Source organism: Luteibacter sp. P4_D7_3 (assembly GCF_056401735.1).
This window is the reverse complement of the sequence record NZ_JBFUIT010000007.1, coordinates 1-18,368: the sequence shown is the minus strand read 5'-3', so window position 1 is coordinate 18,368 and position 18,368 is coordinate 1. Positions and strand designations below refer to the sequence as shown.

Here is an 18,368-nt window from a genome sequence, read left to right as displayed (position 1 = left end):
TTGCCGCCAGCCAGCCGATGGACACGCCCGTGAGTTAATCCCCTTCGGGTGGTTTCAGCAGGAAGCGCACCGACAGCAGGCCCACTTCGTACAGCAGGCACATAGGCACGGCCAGCATCACCATGGACAACAAATCCGGTGGGGTGATGAAGGCGGAGATGGCGAAGGCGCCGACGATGGCGTAGCCCCGGCCCTTGCTGAGTTTCTGCGCGTCGACGACGCCGATCGCCGCCAGGATCACCACGGCCACCGGCACTTCGAAGCACAGTCCGAAGGCGAAGAACATCAGCATCACGAAATCGAGGTAATGCGTGATGTCCGTCATCATCTCCACGCCTTCGGGGGTGACGGCGTTGAGGAACTTGAAGGCCGCTGGCATCACCACGAAATACGCGAACGCGCAGCCCGTGTAGAACAGCACCAGCGAGGCTACCAGCAGCGGCCGCGCCAGACGCTTCTCATGCTTGTACAGGCCCGGACTGACGAAGGCCCACAGCTGGTACAGGATCATCGGCATGCTGATGAACAGCGCCACGAAGAAGGCGAGCTTCAACGGCGTCACGAACGGGCTGGCCACTTCGGTCGCGATCAGGTGCGCACCCTGGGGCATGCGCTCGACCAGCGGCCTGGCCAGTTCGGCGTAGAGATGGTTGGCCACCGGCACGAGGGCCAGCAGCACCAGCAGCAGGACGACGACGGCGCGAAGGAGTCGGGAGCGCAGTTCGATCAGGTGGGAAAACAGGCCCTCTTCGATCGCGTCGTCGGCGGACGGACCGGGGTCAGCTGCGGTCATGCGGTTCATCCGTAGGCGGCGCAGGTGGCGTCGTCACACCATGGGCCAGTGGCAGCATGTCGCGCGCCGGGTCGGCCTCGCGGCCTTCGATACGCGCTGTCTGCGTTTCGGTAAAGGTGTCGCGGACGCGGTCACCGGTGTCGCGGATGTCCTTGCCGGCGCCGCGGATCTCGTCGCGCATGCTGTCATGCGCGGAACGGGCGCTTTCGGCCGTCTCGCGCAGCGTGCGCTTGATTTCCTCAGCCTGGATTTCGCGTTCGACCTCGGCCTTGACGTTATCCCAGCCGTTGCGCATGCGCCGCAGGAGCAAGCCCGCGGTACGCGCGGCGTGCGGAAGCTTCTCGGGGCCGAGGACGATGAGCGCCACTACCGCGAGCAGCAGCAATTTACCGAAGCTGATCTCGATCATGGCGCCGCCGGGATCACGGAGCGCGGTCGCGCGGCTCGGTGGATTCGGTGTGGGTCGGCGGGACCTGACCCGTTACCGGGGGATCCGCGCGCAGCTTGTCTTCACGCTCGCGGGCCGCCTTGGCCTCTTCGTCGCCATCCATGCCCTTCTTGAAGTCGCGCATGGCACCGCCCAGGTCCGAGCCGATGTTGCGCAGCTTCTTCGTGCCGAAGATCAGCACGACGACGAGAAGCAAGAGGACGATATGGGTAATGCTCATGAAAACCTCGCAGGCGCCCGCCAGGGCACCGATGGGACGGACAGGCGCCCTTGCGTGACGCCGGATGGTTCAGATTCAGCGGTTAGTGTACTCCTCCAGCGTGTCGCGGAAATTGACGACATAGGCTGGAGCGTTGGTGATACCGCCTGTCTCGAAGATGCGGCGGGGGGTGATACCCGGGCCGTAGACCTCCTTGTTGGTGTCGTCATCGATGCTGAAGTGGGTGCCATCGAGGGCCACGCCGGCGAACAGGCCGCGCGCGCGCGAATAGGTGTAGATCTCGGCCTTGAGCTGGCCATCGGTGGCCGCCGTGGCTGAGCGGCCCACCGGGCCGGCGGCGGCGGAGGCGTTGGCGCCCAGGGTGAACTTGCCGTCGATGATGCCCTGCACGCCCCGATCGGTACGGAAGACCAGGATCACGTCGGCCGACTGGATCCCGATCTGGAAGCCTACCCCGGCACCCGCCATGGAGATGAAGTTGGGGTTGGACCAGGTGCCATCGGGGCTCTTGATCGAGATCAGGCCTTCGCCCTTGGCCCCCGAGAAGACGAAGCCGCCCTTGACCATGTCGGGGAGGACGGCAATGGCCCTCGCGTTCTTGAGGAGATCGGCCGGCAACTGCTTGTCCGGGGCATCGTCCATGATTTCCTTGAGCACGCGCACCGCATTCTCTGCCTGCTCCTTCGGCGGGTCGGCGGCCTGGACTGCCGAGATGGGCAGCAAGGCAAGAAGGCCGAGAACAAGCAGGCGGGAAAGACGTGGGGTCATCGCGTGGCTCCTTTCATACACATGACGGCTTCGGCGTTACACCGCGCTATGGCAGACTGCGGGAATTCCCGCGAGTGCCCGACGCCGATGCCAGGTACGCCAAACTATACCGGCCTTGCCGGGTATTCCCATGACCACCTGCCCCAGGTCGGTGTGCTGCTGGTTAATCTCGGTACACCTGAAGCGCCTACCGCCGCTGCTGTACGGCCCTATCTGGCGCAGTTCCTCGGTGACCCGCGTGTCATCGAATACCCGCGCCTGCTCTGGCTGGCCATCCTGCATGGCGTGATCCTGCGCGTGCGACCGAAGCGGTCGGCACACGCTTATGCGCGGATCTGGACGGAGCAGGGTTCGCCGCTAAGGGTAGGTAGCGAAGCGCTCGCCGCCGCCTTGCAGGCCGAACTGGGTCGTCGTCGGCCCGGCCCGATCCGCGTGGCGCTCGCCATGCGCTACGGCAAGCCCGCCGTGGCGGAAACCATTGCGCAGTTGCAGCGCGAAGGCGTCAGGCGACTGCTCGTGCTGCCGCTTTACCCCCAGTACTCGGCCACCTCGACCGGGAGTGTCTTCGACGCGGTGGCGGATGCGGTGAAAGGCCTCCGCTGGCCGCCGGAGCTGCGCCAGATCAACGACTACCATGCGGAGCCGGGCTATATCGCCGCGCTGGCCGATAGCGTGCGGGCGCACTGGGATCGACACGGTCGCGGCGAGAAATTACTCATGAGCTTCCACGGCATTCCCGAACGCTACGTGCGTAACGGTGATCCGTATTTCTGCCAGTGTCACGCCACGGCGCGCCTGCTGCGCGAAGCCCTGGGACTGTCCGAAGTCGAGGCACCGCTCAGCTTCCAGTCGCGCGTGGGTCGTGAGCGCTGGCTGCACCCCTACACGGATGAGACGGTCAAAGTCTTTGGCGCCAATGGCATCAAGCGGATCGATGTCATCAGCCCTGGTTTCGCGGTGGATTGCCTTGAGACGCTCGAGGAAATCGCCATGCAGAACGCCGACTTCTTCAAAGAGGCCGGCGGCGAAACCCTGAACTACATTCCCTGCCTCAATGCGACGCCCGCCCATGTCGGGACGATCGCCGACCTGGTGCTGAGGCATGCGCAGGGCTGGCCCGAGTTCGCTGCGGACTACGACGCTGCCGAGGCGGCACGCCGGCTTGCCGCCAGCCGAGAACGCGCCCGACAGGTCCGCGACGATGCGTGAGTTGCGCATTTCCATCCCCGGACTGGAGCTGTCCGGGCTGACCTGGGGTGAGCCGGATGCGCCCCCGCTCGTGCTTCTGCATGGGTGGCTTGATAACGCCGCGAGCTTTGCCCTGCTGGCGCCGTTGTTGGCTGAGCGCTTCCATGTCATCACCCTGGACCTACCAGGCCACGGTCATTCCGACCATCTGCCGGAAGGCACGATTTATCAGCACGTCGACTACACCCGGGCGGTGCTGGCAGCGGTCGATTCGCTCGCCCTGCCCCGGTTTCATCTGCTCGGCCACTCGCTCGGTGCGGGCGTGGCGACCATGGTCGCGATCGCCGCGCCGGAGCGCATTCGCGCCCTGGCGCTGATCGAAGGCCTTGGCCCTCTCGGTGACGACGGATCCCGCACGCTCGATCGCTTTCGCGACGCATTGGCCATCAAGGACGAGGGCAGCCGCCCGCTGCGCGTATTCCCGTCTATCGACGATGCAGCTCGGGCGCGGGCGCTGGCCAGTGGGCTGGACAGCTCGCTGGCCCGGCATATCGTCGAACGCGGATTACGGGAAGTAGAGGGTGGCTACAGCTGGCGCAGCGATCCGCGCCTGTCGAAGCCGACGGCCATCCGCCTCGCCGAGACGCAGGTGATGTCGCTGTTGCTCGGCCTTGCGGCGCCGACGTCGCTGTTACTGGCGCGACCGCATCCGCCGTATCTGGAACCGGAGGCGTTGCAGGTACGGATCGATTGCGTGGATGACATCACTGTCACGCGGATGGACGGGGGGCATCATTTGCACCTGGAGCATCCGGGGGCTGTGGCCGAGTGGTTGCGCAGCGCGCTGTAGGATCGCCGATGAATCGGCTCCTACACGGGCATTGAAGCATCGCCGCTGAAGCGGCTCCCACATGTCTGCGGAGCTCTCTGTGGGAGCCGATTCATCGGCGATGCTGTCCCGTCAGACCACCGGCTCCAGCCTAAACGCCGGCTGCACCATCGGATCCACCAGCCAGTGGTCCGCCAGCAGGAAGGCGAACAAGACCATCAGGTACACGATGGAATAGTTGAACATTTTCATCGCAAACAGCTCGTCCGGCGGGTTGAGCATGCGGATGGCGTACCAGAGGAAGCCCGCGCCGAGGATCACCGCGCCGAACAGGTAAATGAGCCCGCTCATGCCGGTGAAGAAAGGCAGCAACGTCACCACGCAAAGCAGGATCGTATAAAACAGGATGTGCCAGCGCGTGTAGACCACGCCATGGGTCACCGGCAGCATCGGCACCTGCGCACGCGAGTAGTCATCGACGCGGAAGATCGCCAGGGCCCAGAAGTGCGGCGGCGTCCAGACGAAAATGATGAGCAACAGCTGCAACGCATACGGATGCAGCGAACCGGTCACCGCCGTCCAGCCGAGCATGGGCGGCGCCGCACCAGCGAGACCACCGATCACGATGTTCTGCGGTGTCGCACGTTTGAGGTACGCCGTGTAGATCACCGCGTAGCCGATCAGCGAGAAGAAGGTCAGCACGGCGGTGAGCATGTTCACCAGGAACACGAGCACCAGCATCGACACGATGCCGAGCGACATCGCGAAGATGAACACCTGCATCGGCGTGAGCTGCCCCGTCGCAAGGGGACGGTGCGAGGTGCGCGCCATCAGCTTGTCGATGCGCTGGTCGATGAGGTGATTGAACGCCGCCGCCGAAGCCGATGCCAGCCAGATGCCGAGCGTACCGAAGACCGCCGCATGCCAGGTCGGCAACACGCGCTGGCCGGAGGCATCGACGGCGAGGAACATGCCGATAACCGCACAGAAAACCAGCAGCGCGACGACGCGCGGCTTGGTCAGTTCGTAGTATTGGGCGATCTTGCTCACAGGGACTCCGTCGTCGCAGGCAGGCGCTGCGTGCTGGCCAGGGCCGCGAGCAGGGTGAAGAGAAGCAGGGCCGCCACGCCATTGTGCGCCGTCGCCACGGGCAGCGGCAGTCCGAGGTGGACATTGCCGACACCAAGAAGGACTTGCGCGATCAGAACCACGCCGACCGCGATACCGATCCTGCGCAGACCGGCGCGCGCCAGCTTGTGCGAGAGCCACGCCAGGTAACAGAACGTCACCAGCGCACCGATGCGATGCGCGAGCTGGATCGAACTGCGTGCCGCCATATCGAGCACACCGCCTTCATAGTTCACGCCGATGCCGCGCCAGAGTACGAAGGCCTGTGGAAAATCGGTCTGCGGCCACCACTGGCCGAGGCACTTCGGAAAATCCGTGCCGCAGGCGAGCGCCGCGTAGTTCGAGCTCGTCCATCCGCCCAGGGCGATCTGGCAGACCAGCACGACGATGCCGATCGCGATGGGCGCACGCAGTGCGGCGAAGCGGTCGTCCGGCGTTCCTACGCGCCACCAGCGCAGCGCAGCCCACGCTAGCAAGGCGAACGTAGCAAGGCCCCCGAGCAGATGGCCCATCACCACGATCGGCTTCAGCAACAGGGTCACCGTCCACATGCCGAGCATGGCCTGGAAGATGATCACCGCCAGCGCCGCGATGCCGATCTTCCACGCACCCGGTCGGTCGAGCGTTGCTGCGGCGATCAGCGGCAAGGCAATCGCGAAAGCGGAAAGGAACGAGGAGACGACATGCTCGCCGCGCATGTACATCACGACGCCCACCACGGCGAACGCGGCGGCGAGCAGTACCGCGACCACCGCCACGCGTCGGCGCCAGGCCGAGATCAGCGCGATGGCCAGCACCATGAAGCCCAGGCCACCGGCGAGGAAACGATGGACCTGCTCTCGCCAGGCCTTGTGCGTTTCGTAGGGGCGATCCGGGAACGCTTCGTTCGCCTGCGCGATGTCCTGCGCGTGGCCGGGCCACGAGGCCTTGCCGTAGCAGGTCGGCCAATCCGGACAGGAAAGCCCGGCATTGGAAAGACGGACGAAGGCGCCGAACATCACGATGCAGAAGGCGAACAGTGCAGCGAGAAGCCCGAGCGTGCGCAGGATTTTCACGGTACGCGGCGGCATCAGCGGATCACCTTCTGCATGTCCTTGCGTAGGCCGCTCGGGTCGAAACCGGCGGGATAGTAAGACAACGCTGTGCCGTTGGACTCGATAAGCACGGCGGAGACACTGTCCGGCTCGGTCGAACGGAATTCTCCGAAGGCATCGGCGATATCACCGCCCACCTTCCAGGAAGGCATGACGCCATCGGCACCCGGCGCGGTCGGCGGCGTTCCCAGATAGAGCAGGCGCAGGCGATCCGCATTGGCGTTGAGCACGATGCGCGCGTTGCGCATCAGCGCCAGGGTCTGCAGGCAATGGTCGGCGCAGCCGGGACCCGGCAAGGCGATCAGGGTCAGGCGCGGCTCACTGTCTCGCCACACCCAGGGCTTGCCGTTCACGTCGATACGCACATCGTTGACGCTGCGCTGAGGCACGATGGGCCGGCCGTTGCCCTTCCCTTCCGGCTGCCAGCCGCTGAGGGTAAGCAGCCCCGCAGCGATGATGGGCGCAAGGAACACCAGCATGATCAGGATCAGCTTGATGCGGCTACTACGGATGTTCTTGGTGGAGACGTTCGGATCGGTCATGGTTGCTCGGGCCGCTTCGGGCGTCGCTGGCGATGCAGGAGGACGAAGATCACCACCGCGGCGAGCGCGAAGGTGAACCACTGGAATGCATAGGCGCGATGCCGCGCCGGCGGCATGAAGCCGGGCGTCCAGTCGCGCGTATAGATGCTGGCCGGATCGGCATCGAGCAGCAACACGCGAGGATACAGCGCGCGGCCGACGTCGGCGCCGATCTCCTTTATGTCGACATACACCATCGATTTTTCCGCACCGTGCTGTTCCGGCAGGCGATCGCCGCCCAGGCGAACACCGACACCGGGCGACGGCACGTACAGCCCGCGAATCGTCGTTTCGCCCCTGGGCAACGGCGGCAGTCGCGGGTTGGCGCCGGCCTCCTTGGCCAGGAATCCGAGGTCCACCAGCACGTACGGCACGTGTCCGTGCGGCGAGAACGGCACGTAAACATGGATGCCGACCTGGCCCGCATGGGTCTGGTCGTCGAGGATGTAGGTGTGGCCAGGCACGAACTGGCCATGCAACGCCACACGCGGGTAGCGATCCACCGGAGGTGCGTCGGCAATCATGCCGAAGTCCTCCACGGCCGCGGCGGCGGATGCGGCGTAGCGCCGCAGCAGCTCGTCCTTCTCGTCGGCGCGATCCAGCTGCCAGACACCCAGGCGCACGAAGGCCAGCACGCCGACCACGGTAAGTGCGACAGCGAACCACGTCGGACGACGCAAGAAGGTCATGCCAGACGCCCCGTGGCCACCGCTATACTCGGATTGTCGATATCAGGCGGAAGGGTCACGTGGAAACCATCTATAAGTACGCGCTGGTGATCCTGCTGTTGGTTGTGCTTTTCAACCTTGGCCAGGCCCTGTTCTTCATGATGACCGACAAAGGCCAGAGCAAGCGCACGGTGTGGGCGCTCACCCGTCGCATTGGTCTGTCGTTGCTGCTCATCGCCATGGTCGCGCTGGGCATCTTCATGGGCTGGCTGCACCCCCATGGGGTCGGCCAATTCTAACGCGCCAGGCCGGGGGGCCAAGGCGCGGTGCGGCATTTGGTGCCGTGGGGTAACTACAGGGGTTGATCGCAACGGGGATTATCCGGTCAAAGCGAGGGCCGCCTTCGACGTTTCTTCAATAAGGTCGAATACGGCAGCCGGGACACGGTCAGCGAACTGATCGCGGCGCCGCTTCGAAACGACGCCATTCTGTGTCAGAGCACTCGTCACCAGCGTGGCCAGGTCGCTCCCGCGAAGATCGTAGCGGCGCTCCACTTCACGAACGACCCGGTCGTAGCGAAGGATGAACTCGGTGTTTTCGCGAAGGTTGACCTCCAGCGCCTGATCGGCCATCCGGTAGCAGAACTCGACGGCGGGGGTCGCATCCCAATAGCGGTAGAGCTCGTGCCCTGCGCTGCCCTCATAGTGCAGGTCGTACTCGTCTTCGCCTATCCAGCCGACGCGCCAACGTTCGCGCGCGGGTACCGAGAAAATCTGGAGGGTGGATAGGTAATCAGCCTCATGGGCGTTCATGGCGATCGAAACAGGGAGGATGAGCCCGTTATCCATGCGACCCGACTGGCACAGGGCGTAGTGAACGAGGAAGCGTGAAAGTCTGCCGTTGCCGTCCATGAAGGGGTGAACGAAGACGAATCCGAACGAAGCCACGGCACCCGCGACAAGTGGGTCAAGGGCTGTCGGCGCACGGTTGATGAAAGCCATCAACTCGTCCATCAATTCGCCTGCAAGAACGGGCGGTGGCGGCACATAGGTCACGCCTGGAGCCCCACGGAGCGGCCCTTGCAGATAGTTCTGTTGCGCGCGGAAACCCAACGCACGATCAAGCGGATTGGTCACGGCGGTGGTCTGCAGTTGAACGAGATAGTCTTCGCTGATATCCCGCTTTTTGTGTGCAGAATGCAGGAGGGCTACGAAGGCGCGCTGCTTCTCTTCACTCGGCGTTTCCCGCTCGATCGCAAAGCTGCTACGTGTCTCGTCGAGGTAGGCCCATTCAAGGGCCCGATCCCTCACCGCCGTTCCGACATCATCGGTATACCGGTGAATCCGTTCGATCAGCTCGCTCGCCAGAGCCTTTTCGACAACATCGGTTCGCTCGACGGTGGCGCAATAGCGAAGGGAGCCCAAACCGTTGAAATGGACACGCCACTTGGGGTGTCGCTCTCCTTCCATCGTCACATAACGGGCCGGATCGAAGAGATCCACCATGGCACCCTTCGCGGCCGGCGCTGCGTCCAATGTCCGGCTATTGGCCGCCTCCCAGAGATAGCAGGCCTTTCGAACGAAGACGCTACCCGGGGTGCGCGTCATTGCCGCGACTAGCGCCTCCTCCGGAAGGTGCGTCAGTGCCTCCATGAGGATGGCTAGATTCGTGCCCTCGTGCTTCAGGGCGAACAAGAGGTGGGCTAGCATCCCGCCATGGTCGAGCTCCATGCGCTCCACAACGGCAGCCGGCACGGCCAGGTGATCAGCGTTCTCCACCAATTTCGAGACGGGCTTCACCAACGCAGGACGCCGGGGTTCGAAAGCCGTCAGACCTAGAGAGGAGTGCAGATAGGCGTAACCTAGTCGGCTCATGGGAGGCCTGTGGAAAGGTTCAAAAGGGCCACATCGGCTCATTTTTTTTACTTTGCCACATTTTTTTTTACTTTTAGGGCATTTCTCTGATTTTTTTTTACTGCCAGCCAGAGCACGAGCGGCGACGGGTGCCATAGGCTAGCCACAAGGGGAGAGCAAGGATGACGTCAGCCATACGCAGGCCGTTGCCTACCGCGCTGTTTTTCGCGCTGATTCCTGTCGGATGGTTGGCCTTCTCGGTCGTCATGACAGGACTCGAAGGGATGTTCGGCATTTTCCCGACCCGCTACGCGGCCGCCCTGAAGAGCTTTCACGAGGCATCTCCCGCACTACTCACGGGCTGGGGTATGACCGCCGCGATGGCCGCCGGCGCATTCCTCACCCGTGGCCGGCGACCCTACGTCTGTGCCTTGTTTATGGCCTTGTTTCTCGGGGGATACGTGAGCCTCGCGCCCTCGATGTATCAGCGCGTCATATTCGGCGTGTGGATCGCCGGGCTGGACGGCGTCCTTGTCGTTGCTGGAATCTGGCAACTGACACGTGAGCGAACCGCGGAATCGGATCCCCGCTCGACGGGCGAATAGCCTCGCTCGTTCGCGAGTAAGTCAAGCCAGTGCGGCAAGTACGTGCTTGGGATCTTTACGGATGGCACGGAGAAGCGCCCGGGCTGGCCCTGTCGGCGCCCGCCTGCCCTGCTCCCAGTTGCGCAGCGTTCCCACATCGACGTCTAGCAACAACGCGAACTTCGCCTGCGAAAGACCCGTGGTCTCCCGAAGCTCCTTGATCGCTGCAGGATCGACGTGGAACACACGGGATGGCGGTCGCTCGCCGCGCAGGATTTCGTCCATTTCCTGGACGCTTCCCATCAAGTCTTCAAAGAATTTGCTCAAAGTGTCGCTTCCATGTCTCGATGATTTTTTGAAGCGCCTTGCGCTGCCATCACATCCCCGACATCGGGATGAGCCGCGAGACAGCCCTGAAGTCGGGCGTACTCGTCGTCCTCCAGCCATTCCGTGATCCGCCTGGTGAAAGCAGGCGTCTCTACGAAGGTCACGAGGTAAAAGTACGCCATTGACGTACGTGCGTCAATGGCGTACTTTCCTAAAAAAATATCGCGGATTATCAGGCCCGGGCGCTCAGCTTTCAGACCGGGCACTCTTAAGCTCGCGCGGACGATCTCGACCGGCGCGCTCGGCTCGACCGTCCGACAATGTCGACGCGCCAGCAGCCGAAGCAGTGTTGCTTCGTCGGCTCGACCCACACGAGCCTCAGGATGGGAAGAGTCTTCGGTGCCCACCCTCGAGGCGAGTTCCGCACAAGTGGAGCGGCCGTAGGCCTATAAGAACATGGCCCGCGCAGCGGACTTTCCGATACGGAACGCGGAGGACCTGTCTGAGCAGCGAGGGTGGGCACCGAAGGCTCTGCTCCGCTGCGTCCGAGCATCGAGGGCTCTACGACGCGACGCCTAAGCCCTCCGTGGCATTCCCGACATTCCGCGATGAACCAAAAAAAACCCGCCTCACGGCGGGTTCTTCGATTCACATGGCAGCGCCTACGTCACAGGTCAAAGCACGTAAACGAACAGGAACAGCGCCAGCCACACCACGTCGACGAAGTGCCAGTACCAGGCGACGGCTTCGAAACCGAAGTGATCGTCCTTGGTGAAATGGCCCTTGGCGCAGCGGAGCCAGATGATCGCCAGCATGATCGTGCCCAGCGTCACGTGCAGGCCGTGGAAGCCGGTGAGCATGAAGAACGTGGCGCCGTAGACGCCGCTGCCCAGCGTGAGGTTGAAGTGCTCGTACGCTTCGGCGTACTCGTGGGCCTGGAACCACAGGAAGCCGCAACCGAGCAGCACCGTCGCACCGAGACCGATCAGCAGCGCCTTGCGGTGACCAGCCTTCAGCGCATGGTGCGCAATGGTGATGGTCACGCCGGACGACAGCAGGATCAGCGTGTTGAGCAAAGGCAGGCCCCAGGCCGCGATGGTCTGGAACGAGCCGCCGATTTTCTGCGGACCACCGCCACCGTTCGCGCCCCACGAAGCCTCGTAACCCTGCCAGACGAACTGGTGGGTAAGGACACCATGGCCTTCACCGCCCAGCCAGGGCACCGAGAAAATGCGGGCGTAGAACAGCGCACCGAAGAAGGCACCGAAGAACATCACTTCGGAGAAGATGAACCACATCATGCCCATGCGGAATGAGCGATCCACCTGGCCGTTGTAGCTTCCCGCCATCGATTCACGGATGACCGAACGGAACCAGCCGAAGAACATGCCCAGGATCATGGCGAAGCCGACCCAGAACATCGGCTTGCCGAAGGCGCTGCTGTCGCCGGGCTGCGAGTTCAGCCAGTGCGCGGCACCGTACACGGTGACGAACATGGAGACCGCCGCCACGATGGGCCAGTAGCTCTTGCTCGGTACGTAATAGACGTCTTGTTGCTGGTGACCCATGGTGGTTTCCCGTGGATGTCGCTTGGTTTAGCCGCTCAGACCTTCAGCATCTGCACGATCGAGAGTAGGAACACCGCCACCGCGAAGCCGCCCGCGATGAGTGCGGTAACGCGGGCGCGCTTGCGGCGCGCTGTCATCTCGATGTCCGTCATGTCCTGCATCGATCAGTGGTCCGTGTTGCCGTGGGCGAGCTCGTCGTCGTGGATGACCGGCGGCACGTCGAAGGTGTGGAACGGTGCCGGCGACGGCACGGTCCACTCCAGGCCCTTGGCGCCTTCCCACGAGCGGTCCGCCGCTTTCTTCTTCGAGAAGAAGACGCAGTGGATGATCACGCCGAGGAAGATCAGCTGCGAGGCGCCGAACCAGAAGCCGCCGATGGAGCTGATCATGTTGAAGTTGGCAAAGGCGACGTTGTAATCCGGGATGCGTCGGGGCATGCCCGCCAATCCGAGGAAGTGCTGCGGGAAGAACAGCACGTTGACCGAGATCACGCTGGACCAGAAGTGGATCTTGCCCCAGGTTTCGCTGTACATGTGGCCCGACCACTTCGGGATCCAGTAGTACGCGGCGGCCATGATCGAGAACGCGGCGCCGGTCACCAGCACGTAGTGGAAGTGCGCGACCACGAAGTAGGTGTCGTGGTACTGGAAGTCGGCCGGGGCCAGGGCCAGCATCAGGCCGGAGAAGCCGCCGATGGTGAACAGGATCACGAAGGCGATCGAGAACAGCATCGGGGTCTCGAAGGTCATCGAGCCGCCCCACATGGTCGACACCCAGTTGAAGACCTTCACGCCCGTGGGCACCGCGATCAGCATCGTCGCGTACATGAAGAAGATCTCCGCGCCCATCGGCAGGCCCACGGCGAACATGTGGTGCGCCCAGACGATGAACGACAGGAAGGCGATGGAAGCGATCGCGAACACCATCGCGCGGTAGCCGAAGATCGGCTTGCGGGCGAAGGTCGGGATGATTTCCGAGATGATCCCGAACGCCGGCAGGATCATGATGTAGACCTCGGGGTGCCCGAAGAACCAGAAGATGTGCTGGAACAGGACCGGGTCACCGCCACCGGCGGCATTGAAGAAGTTGGTGTGGAAGTACTTGTCGGTCAGCAGCATGGTGACCGCACCGGCAAGCACCGGCATCACCGCGATCAGCAGGAACGCCGTGATCAGCCAACTCCAGACGAAGACCGGCATTTTCAGCAGGTCCATGCCCGGCGCGCGCATGTTGAGGATGGTGGCGATGATGTTGATCGCGCCCATGATCGAGCTGATGCCCATCAGGTGGATCGCGAAGATCACGTAAGCCACCGACTCGCCCTGCAGCGACAGCGGCGGGTACATCGTCCAGCCGCCGGCGGGGCCGCCGCCCGGCATGAACAGGGTGGACAGCAGCATGAAGAAGGCGAACGGCAGAATCCAGAACGACAGGTTGTTCATGCGCGGCAGCGCCATGTCCGGCGCGCCGACCATCAGCGGAACCATCCAGTTCGCCAGGCCGACGAAGGCCGGCATGATCGCGCCGAAGATCATCACCAGGGCGTGCATCGTCGTCATTTCATTGAAGAAATACGGCTGCACGAGCTGCATGCCCGGCTTGAACAACTCCGCGCGGATAACCATCGCGAAAGCGCCGCCGATGAAGAACATCGTCAGCGAGAAGATCAGGTACAGCGTGCCGATGTCCTTGTGGTTCGTGGACATCACCCATCGCTGGAAGAAGCCCTTCGGGGCTCCGTGGTGATCGTGGTCGTGGGTGGCTGCGTGCGCCATGGCCTTGCACCTCTACCTGCAAAAGACTGTTCGGTTAACCCTGGGGGACCGGGGCGGGAGCGTTCTGGGCGGTCTGCGCGGCCTTCTGGATCTTGGCCTCGTCTTCCTGGGTCGCCAGCCATTGTTCGAACTCGGCCTTCGGCACGGCCTTCACGACGATCGGCATGAAGCCGTGGTCCTGGCCGCACAGTTCGGCGCACTGGCCGCGGTAGACACCGGGCTCCTTGATCTTGGTCCAGGCCGCATTGGCGATGCCCGGAATCGCGTCCATCTTCCAGCCAAGCGCCGGCACCCACCAGGAGTGGATGACGTCGCCGCCGACGATGATGAAGCGAATCTTGACCCCGACCGGCACCACGAGGGGCTTGTCGACATCGAGCAGATAGGTGTTGTAGCCGTCGACCTGGATCTTGTCCGGGTCGAGGTTGGACTTGAGCTGGCGGGTACGGTCCGAGGACTCCTCCAGCTTGGACACGAAGCCGACCTTGTCGACGCCCTTGCCTTTGTAGTCGACGTAGTCGTAGCGCCACTTCCACTGATAGCCGGTGATCTTGATCGTCATGTCGGCGCCGGTGGTGTCGGCGAACGTGGTCAGCCCCCCCGTGGCGAGGTTGGCCAGGAAGATCAGGATGATGACCGGGACGACCGTCCAGACGATTTCCAGTTTCGTGCTGTGCGCCCACTTCTCGGCGACGGCCCCGCGCGATTTCCGGAAACGGAACATCGCGATGAACATGGCGCCGAAGACAATGACGCCGATGACCACGCAGACCCACAGGGCCACCATGTGCATGGCGTAAGGCGACCACTCGCTCACACCCTGGGTCATGTTCATCTGGTTAGGAACGGGATTGGCCCACGCCTCCCCGCCGAACAGCGCCATCGCGCCTGCCGCCCACGCCGAAACCGATCGTCCGATGCCGCCAGATGTCATGTCTTGCACCTTTAATGAACCTACCTGCGCGTCTGGCTCGAGACTTCGGCCAGCAGCACCATGAGTTTCCTTGACACCTCGACCCGTTCCTCTTCCCCGAGAAAGGCGCCGATTTCGAGCTCGTTGCCATGTGACTTGAGCAACAGACGCTGGCGTCCGTCCCCCGGAGCCAGACCCACCCTGACCCAATACGTCTGGAAGCGCTGCACCCGGCGTCCGGGCACCACCCTCACTTCCAGCGTATCCGGCCCGATGGCGATACGTTCACCCCTGTCGCCGGCCTTCCAGGCCGCGCCAAGCGCGAACCCCACGACGAAGGTTTCGATCAGGGCGAACACGGGAGCGAAGACATTCCCCTGCCACGCGCCAAACGACGCCGTCGCCAGGGCTATCGCCGCCAGACCCATGATCAGTCGACGCAGACCAAGCTTGTCCAGCGCACGGTTGGGCCTGAGCCACAACACGCGCGGCTGACCCGCGACGGTCGGTCGAAGCACGTTCATGGAAAGTCCAGCGTGCCTGGAACCCGAGGGATGATAGGGCGCTGGTCAAGAAGCGGCAAGGTTGGGAAGGGACGTGTTGTCGCAGGCCGCACGCCGCAGGGCACCCTTCCGCTATGCAACACACACCCAGGGCCCCGCTCCCCTACAATGGGCGGTCTCCTCACGCACCCCACTCCCCCGTGAACCCATCGATCCTCCTCCCCGAACTCCCGACTGGCGCCGAGCCGGCGCGCGCGCGTATCACGGCCGCCTGGCTGCGCGACGAAACCGAGGCCGTCAACGACCTGCTGGTCCAGGCCACCCTGCCGCCCACCGAGCGCGAACACGTCATCGACGTCGCTGCCGGCCTGGTCACGCGCGTCCGCGCGCGAGCCAAGGACCAGAGCGCGGTCGAGTCCTTCATGCGCCAGTACGACCTCTCCTCCGAGGAAGGCGTCCTGCTGATGTGCGTAGCCGAGGCCCTGCTTCGCATTCCGGACAAGGCGACGGCGGACAAGCTCATCCGCGACAAGCTCGGTGAGGCCGACTGGAAGAAGCACCTGGGCCAGAGTGAGTCGCTGTTCGTCAACGCGTCCACCTGGGGCCTGATGCTCACCGGCCACCTGGTGAACCTCGCCGAAGAGACCCGCCACGACTTCACCTCCGCGCTGCGCCGCCTGGTCGGTCGCGCAGGCGAGCCCGTCGTGCGTCTGGCCGTGCGCCAGGCCATGCGCATCATGGGCCACCAGTTCGTCATGGGCCGCACCATCAAGGAAGCGCTGGACCGTTCCGCCGAGAAGGAACACGCGGTCTACCGTTACTCGTACGACATGCTCGGCGAGTCGGCGCTCACCCAGGAAACCGCCGAGCGCTACCAGCAGGACTACCGTGACGCGATCAACGCGCTCGGTGCCCGCGGCCCGTTCAAGAGCAATCTCGAAGCCCCGTCGATCTCGGTGAAGCTCTCGGCGCTGCATCCGCGCTATGAAGTGGCCAACCGCGCCCGCGCGCGCATCGAGCTCGGCGCCAAGCTGCTCGAGCTTTCGCAGCTGGCCCACAAGAACGGCATCGCGCTCTCGGTCGACGCCGAAGAGACCGATCGCCTCGAGCTCTCGCTGGACATCATCGGCGATGTCTTCGAGCACGCGTCGCTGGAGGGCTGGAACGGTCTCGGCATCGTGATCCAGGCGTACCAGAAGCGCGCGCCCTTCGTCATCGACTGGGTCACCGAGAAGGCCCGTGCCACCGGCCGTCGCTGGTTCGTGCGCCTGGTCAAGGGCGCCTACTGGGACGCCGAGATCAAGCGCTCGCAGGAAAATGGCCTGACCGGCTACCCGGTGTATACGCGCAAGCCGAACACCGACGTTTCCTACCTCGCCTGCGCACGCCGCCTGTTCGCCGCCGGCGGCGACGCGGTGTACCCGCAGTTCGCCACGCACAACGCGCATACGATCGCCGCGATCAACCACCTGGCGCAGGGCCGTCCGTACGAAAACCAGCGCCTGCACGGCATGGGCGCGGACCTCTATGCCGAAGTGATCGGCAAGGACAAGCTCAACGTACCGTGCCGTGTCTATGCGCCGGTCGGTACGCATGAAGACCTCCTGCCCTACCTCGTGCGCCGCCTGCTCGAGAACGGCGCCAACACCAGCTTCGTCAACCGCGTGGTCGACGAGAGCGTACCGGTGCGCGACCTCGTCGCCGACCCGTGCGAGACGGTGCGCGCCTTCGCCTCCATTCCCCATCCCCGCATCCCCCTGCCGGTCAATCTGTACGGTGAACTTCGGAAGAATTCCATGGGCATGAACTTCGCTAACGACAACGAGCTCCACGAGCTCGCCGACGCCGTCAACCGCCACAGTGGTCCGTGGACCGCCGCCCCGCTGGTCGCCGGTGGCGCCACGGGTGGCACGAAGGTCGAGGTGACCGATCCGTCGGATCGTCGCCGCATCGTCGGCACGGTCGAGAACACGGACCCGGCACTGGTCGATCGTGCCCTGACTGCCGCGGTGAAGGCCCAGCCCGCGTGGGACCGCCTGCCGGCTGCCAGCCGCGCTGCGATCCTCGAGCACGCCGCCGAACAGCTCGAGCACAACCGCGCCGAGTTCATCGCGCTGTGCGTGCGCGAAGCCGGCAAGAGCCTGCCCGACGCCATCGCGGAAATCCGCGAAGCCGCGGACTTCCTCCGCTACTACGCCACCATGGCGCGCCGCCTGTTCGGTCAGCCCGAGCAGCTGCCCGGCCCCACCGGCGAGAGCAACCAGCTGTTCCTCAACGGCCGCGGCGTCTTCGTCTGCATCAGCCCCTGGAACTTCCCGCTGGCGATCTTCCTCGGCCAGGTCGCCGCGGCGCTCGCCGCCGGTAATGCCGTCATCGCCAAGCCGGCCGAGCAGACCGCACTGATCGGCTATGCCGCGGTGAAGCTGCTGCACGCCGCGGGCGTACCGACCGACATCCTGCAGTACATGCCGGGCGACGGTGCCACCGTCGGTGCCGCGCTCACGCGTGACCCGCGCGTGGCCGGCGTGGCCTTCACCGGCTCGACCGACACCGCCTGGGCGATCAACCGTGCCCTGGCCGCGCGTAACGCGCCTATCGCCGCGCTGATCGCCGAGACCGGCGGCCAGAACGCGATGATCGCCGACTCGTCGGCGCTGCCGGAACAGATCGTCAAGGATGTGATCGCTTCGGCCTTCCAATCCGCAGGCCAGCGTTGCTCGGCGGCACGCGTCCTGTTCGTGCAGGAAGATATCGCCGACAAGGTCACCGCGATGCTCGCCGGCGCCATGGCCGAGCTGAAGATCGGCGATCCCGGCCTGCTCTCGACCGACGTCGGCCCGGTGATCGATAACGACGCACTGCAGATCCTCGTCGACCATGCTGCACGCATGGACAAGGAAGCGAAGAAGATCGGCGAGGTGCCGCTCAACGACGCCACCGCGAACGGTACGTTCTTCGGGCCGCGTGCTTACGAGATCCCGTCGCTCGACGTGCTCACCCGCGAAGTGTTCGGCCCCGTGCTGCACGTGATCCGCTGGAAGGGCTCGGAGTTGGACAAGGTGGTCGAGCAAATCAACGCCACTGGCTTCGGTCTCACGCTCGGCATCCACAGCCGCATCGACGACACC

General features: G+C 64.2%; 20 protein-coding genes. 5 read left to right on the top strand and 15 right to left on the bottom strand.

Annotated elements, in window-relative coordinates; all coding sequences use genetic code 11:
* Positions 1–34: 34 nt before the first annotated feature.
* The 4 genes from tatC to AC1DSN_RS01730 all read right to left on the bottom strand — a co-directional run bounded on the left by tatC (position 35) and on the right by AC1DSN_RS01730 (position 2,229).
* Positions 35–793: a twin-arginine translocase subunit TatC gene (gene tatC, locus AC1DSN_RS01745; protein WP_477297420.1), complete on the bottom strand. Its 759-nt coding sequence runs from the start codon at positions 791–793 to the stop codon at positions 35–37.
* The gene (gene tatB, locus AC1DSN_RS01740; RefSeq protein WP_477297419.1) at positions 780–1,202 is read right to left on the bottom strand and encodes a Sec-independent protein translocase protein TatB; all 423 of its coding nucleotides are present in this window, start codon (positions 1,200–1,202) and stop codon (positions 780–782) included. Before tatB ends, tatC begins: the two co-directional genes overlap by 14 nt.
* Before the next feature lie 13 nt (positions 1,203–1,215).
* On the bottom strand, positions 1,216–1,461 hold the full coding sequence (tatA, locus tag AC1DSN_RS01735) for a twin-arginine translocase TatA/TatE family subunit (protein ID WP_063570436.1): 246 nt from the start codon (positions 1,459–1,461) through the stop codon (positions 1,216–1,218).
* A gap of 75 nt (positions 1,462–1,536) precedes the next feature.
* Positions 1,537–2,229 carry a lipid-binding SYLF domain-containing protein gene (locus tag AC1DSN_RS01730; RefSeq protein ID WP_477329359.1) on the bottom strand — a complete coding sequence of 231 codons (693 nt, stop codon included), beginning with the start codon at positions 2,227–2,229 and terminating at the stop codon, positions 1,537–1,539.
* A gap of 87 nt (positions 2,230–2,316) precedes the next feature.
* Here AC1DSN_RS01730 and hemH point away from each other — a divergent pair, with 87 nt between their 5' ends.
* Positions 2,317–3,438 (top strand): ferrochelatase, encoded by a 1,122-nt coding sequence (gene hemH, locus AC1DSN_RS01725; RefSeq protein ID WP_477329357.1) that lies wholly within the window; start codon positions 2,317–2,319, stop codon positions 3,436–3,438.
* Positions 3,431–4,267, top strand: coding sequence for an alpha/beta fold hydrolase (locus AC1DSN_RS01720; RefSeq protein ID WP_477297414.1), 837 nt, complete (start codon positions 3,431–3,433; stop codon positions 4,265–4,267). The genes hemH and AC1DSN_RS01720 overlap by 8 nt, the downstream gene beginning before the upstream one ends.
* A gap of 111 nt (positions 4,268–4,378) precedes the next feature.
* Here AC1DSN_RS01720 and cyoE read toward each other — a convergent pair whose 3' ends face one another.
* Genes cyoE through AC1DSN_RS01700 form a run of 4 tightly spaced genes read right to left on the bottom strand, consistent with a single transcriptional unit; the run spans position 4,379 to position 7,738 of the window.
* A complete protein-coding gene (gene cyoE, locus AC1DSN_RS01715) occupies positions 4,379–5,296 on the bottom strand; it encodes a heme o synthase (RefSeq protein WP_477297204.1) in 918 nt (305 codons plus the stop codon).
* Positions 5,293–6,444 (bottom strand): COX15/CtaA family protein, encoded by a 1,152-nt coding sequence (locus tag AC1DSN_RS01710; protein ID WP_213949300.1) that lies wholly within the window; start codon positions 6,442–6,444, stop codon positions 5,293–5,295. The genes cyoE and AC1DSN_RS01710 overlap by 4 nt, the downstream gene beginning before the upstream one ends.
* Positions 6,444–7,010 (bottom strand): hypothetical protein, encoded by a 567-nt coding sequence (locus tag AC1DSN_RS01705; protein ID WP_477297206.1) that lies wholly within the window; start codon positions 7,008–7,010, stop codon positions 6,444–6,446. The genes AC1DSN_RS01710 and AC1DSN_RS01705 overlap by 1 nt, the downstream gene beginning before the upstream one ends.
* Entirely contained in the window at positions 7,007–7,738 is a 732-nt protein-coding gene (locus AC1DSN_RS01700) for an SURF1 family protein (RefSeq protein WP_477297207.1), read from the bottom strand. The genes AC1DSN_RS01705 and AC1DSN_RS01700 overlap by 4 nt, the downstream gene beginning before the upstream one ends.
* A gap of 59 nt (positions 7,739–7,797) precedes the next feature.
* On the opposite strand from AC1DSN_RS01700, the gene AC1DSN_RS01695 reads away from it, so the two are divergent.
* Positions 7,798–8,016: a twin transmembrane helix small protein gene (locus AC1DSN_RS01695; protein WP_036139356.1), complete on the top strand. Its 219-nt coding sequence runs from the start codon at positions 7,798–7,800 to the stop codon at positions 8,014–8,016.
* 78 nt (positions 8,017–8,094) lie between these two features.
* On the opposite strand, the gene AC1DSN_RS01690 is transcribed toward AC1DSN_RS01695, so the two are convergent.
* Positions 8,095–9,516 (bottom strand): Fic family protein, encoded by a 1,422-nt coding sequence (locus tag AC1DSN_RS01690; RefSeq protein WP_477329376.1) that lies wholly within the window; start codon positions 9,514–9,516, stop codon positions 8,095–8,097.
* 260 nt (positions 9,517–9,776) lie between these two features.
* Here AC1DSN_RS01690 and AC1DSN_RS01685 point away from each other — a divergent pair, with 260 nt between their 5' ends.
* The gene (locus tag AC1DSN_RS01685) at positions 9,777–10,175 is read left to right on the top strand and encodes a hypothetical protein (RefSeq protein ID WP_477329355.1); all 399 of its coding nucleotides are present in this window, start codon (positions 9,777–9,779) and stop codon (positions 10,173–10,175) included.
* A 21-nt stretch (positions 10,176–10,196) separates the two neighbouring features.
* Here the strand turns inward: AC1DSN_RS01685 and nadS are convergent, their stop codons facing one another.
* The 6 genes from nadS to AC1DSN_RS01655 all read right to left on the bottom strand — a co-directional run bounded on the left by nadS (position 10,197) and on the right by AC1DSN_RS01655 (position 15,261).
* Positions 10,197–10,481: a NadS family protein gene (nadS, locus tag AC1DSN_RS01680; RefSeq protein ID WP_477297512.1), complete on the bottom strand. Its 285-nt coding sequence runs from the start codon at positions 10,479–10,481 to the stop codon at positions 10,197–10,199.
* The gene (locus tag AC1DSN_RS01675) at positions 10,478–10,888 is read right to left on the bottom strand and encodes a hypothetical protein (RefSeq protein ID WP_477297511.1); all 411 of its coding nucleotides are present in this window, start codon (positions 10,886–10,888) and stop codon (positions 10,478–10,480) included. Before AC1DSN_RS01675 ends, nadS begins: the two co-directional genes overlap by 4 nt.
* 267 nt (positions 10,889–11,155) lie before the next feature.
* Entirely contained in the window at positions 11,156–12,049 is an 894-nt protein-coding gene (locus AC1DSN_RS01670) for a cytochrome c oxidase subunit 3 (protein ID WP_477329353.1), read from the bottom strand.
* A 164-nt stretch (positions 12,050–12,213) separates the two neighbouring features.
* The gene (gene ctaD / locus AC1DSN_RS01665) at positions 12,214–13,824 is read right to left on the bottom strand and encodes a cytochrome c oxidase subunit I (protein WP_063573036.1); all 1,611 of its coding nucleotides are present in this window, start codon (positions 13,822–13,824) and stop codon (positions 12,214–12,216) included.
* A 34-nt stretch (positions 13,825–13,858) separates the two neighbouring features.
* Complete coding sequence (gene coxB / locus AC1DSN_RS01660; protein ID WP_213949296.1) at positions 13,859–14,758, bottom strand: cytochrome c oxidase subunit II; 900 nt, start codon at positions 14,756–14,758, stop codon at positions 13,859–13,861.
* A 20-nt stretch (positions 14,759–14,778) separates the two neighbouring features.
* Complete coding sequence (locus AC1DSN_RS01655; RefSeq protein WP_477296629.1) at positions 14,779–15,261, bottom strand: DUF2244 domain-containing protein; 483 nt, start codon at positions 15,259–15,261, stop codon at positions 14,779–14,781.
* 191 nt (positions 15,262–15,452) lie between these two features.
* On the opposite strand from AC1DSN_RS01655, the gene putA reads away from it, so the two are divergent.
* A partial coding sequence (gene putA / locus AC1DSN_RS01650) for a bifunctional proline dehydrogenase/L-glutamate gamma-semialdehyde dehydrogenase PutA (protein ID WP_477329374.1) occupies positions 15,453–18,368 on the top strand: 2,916 nt, incomplete at its 3' end.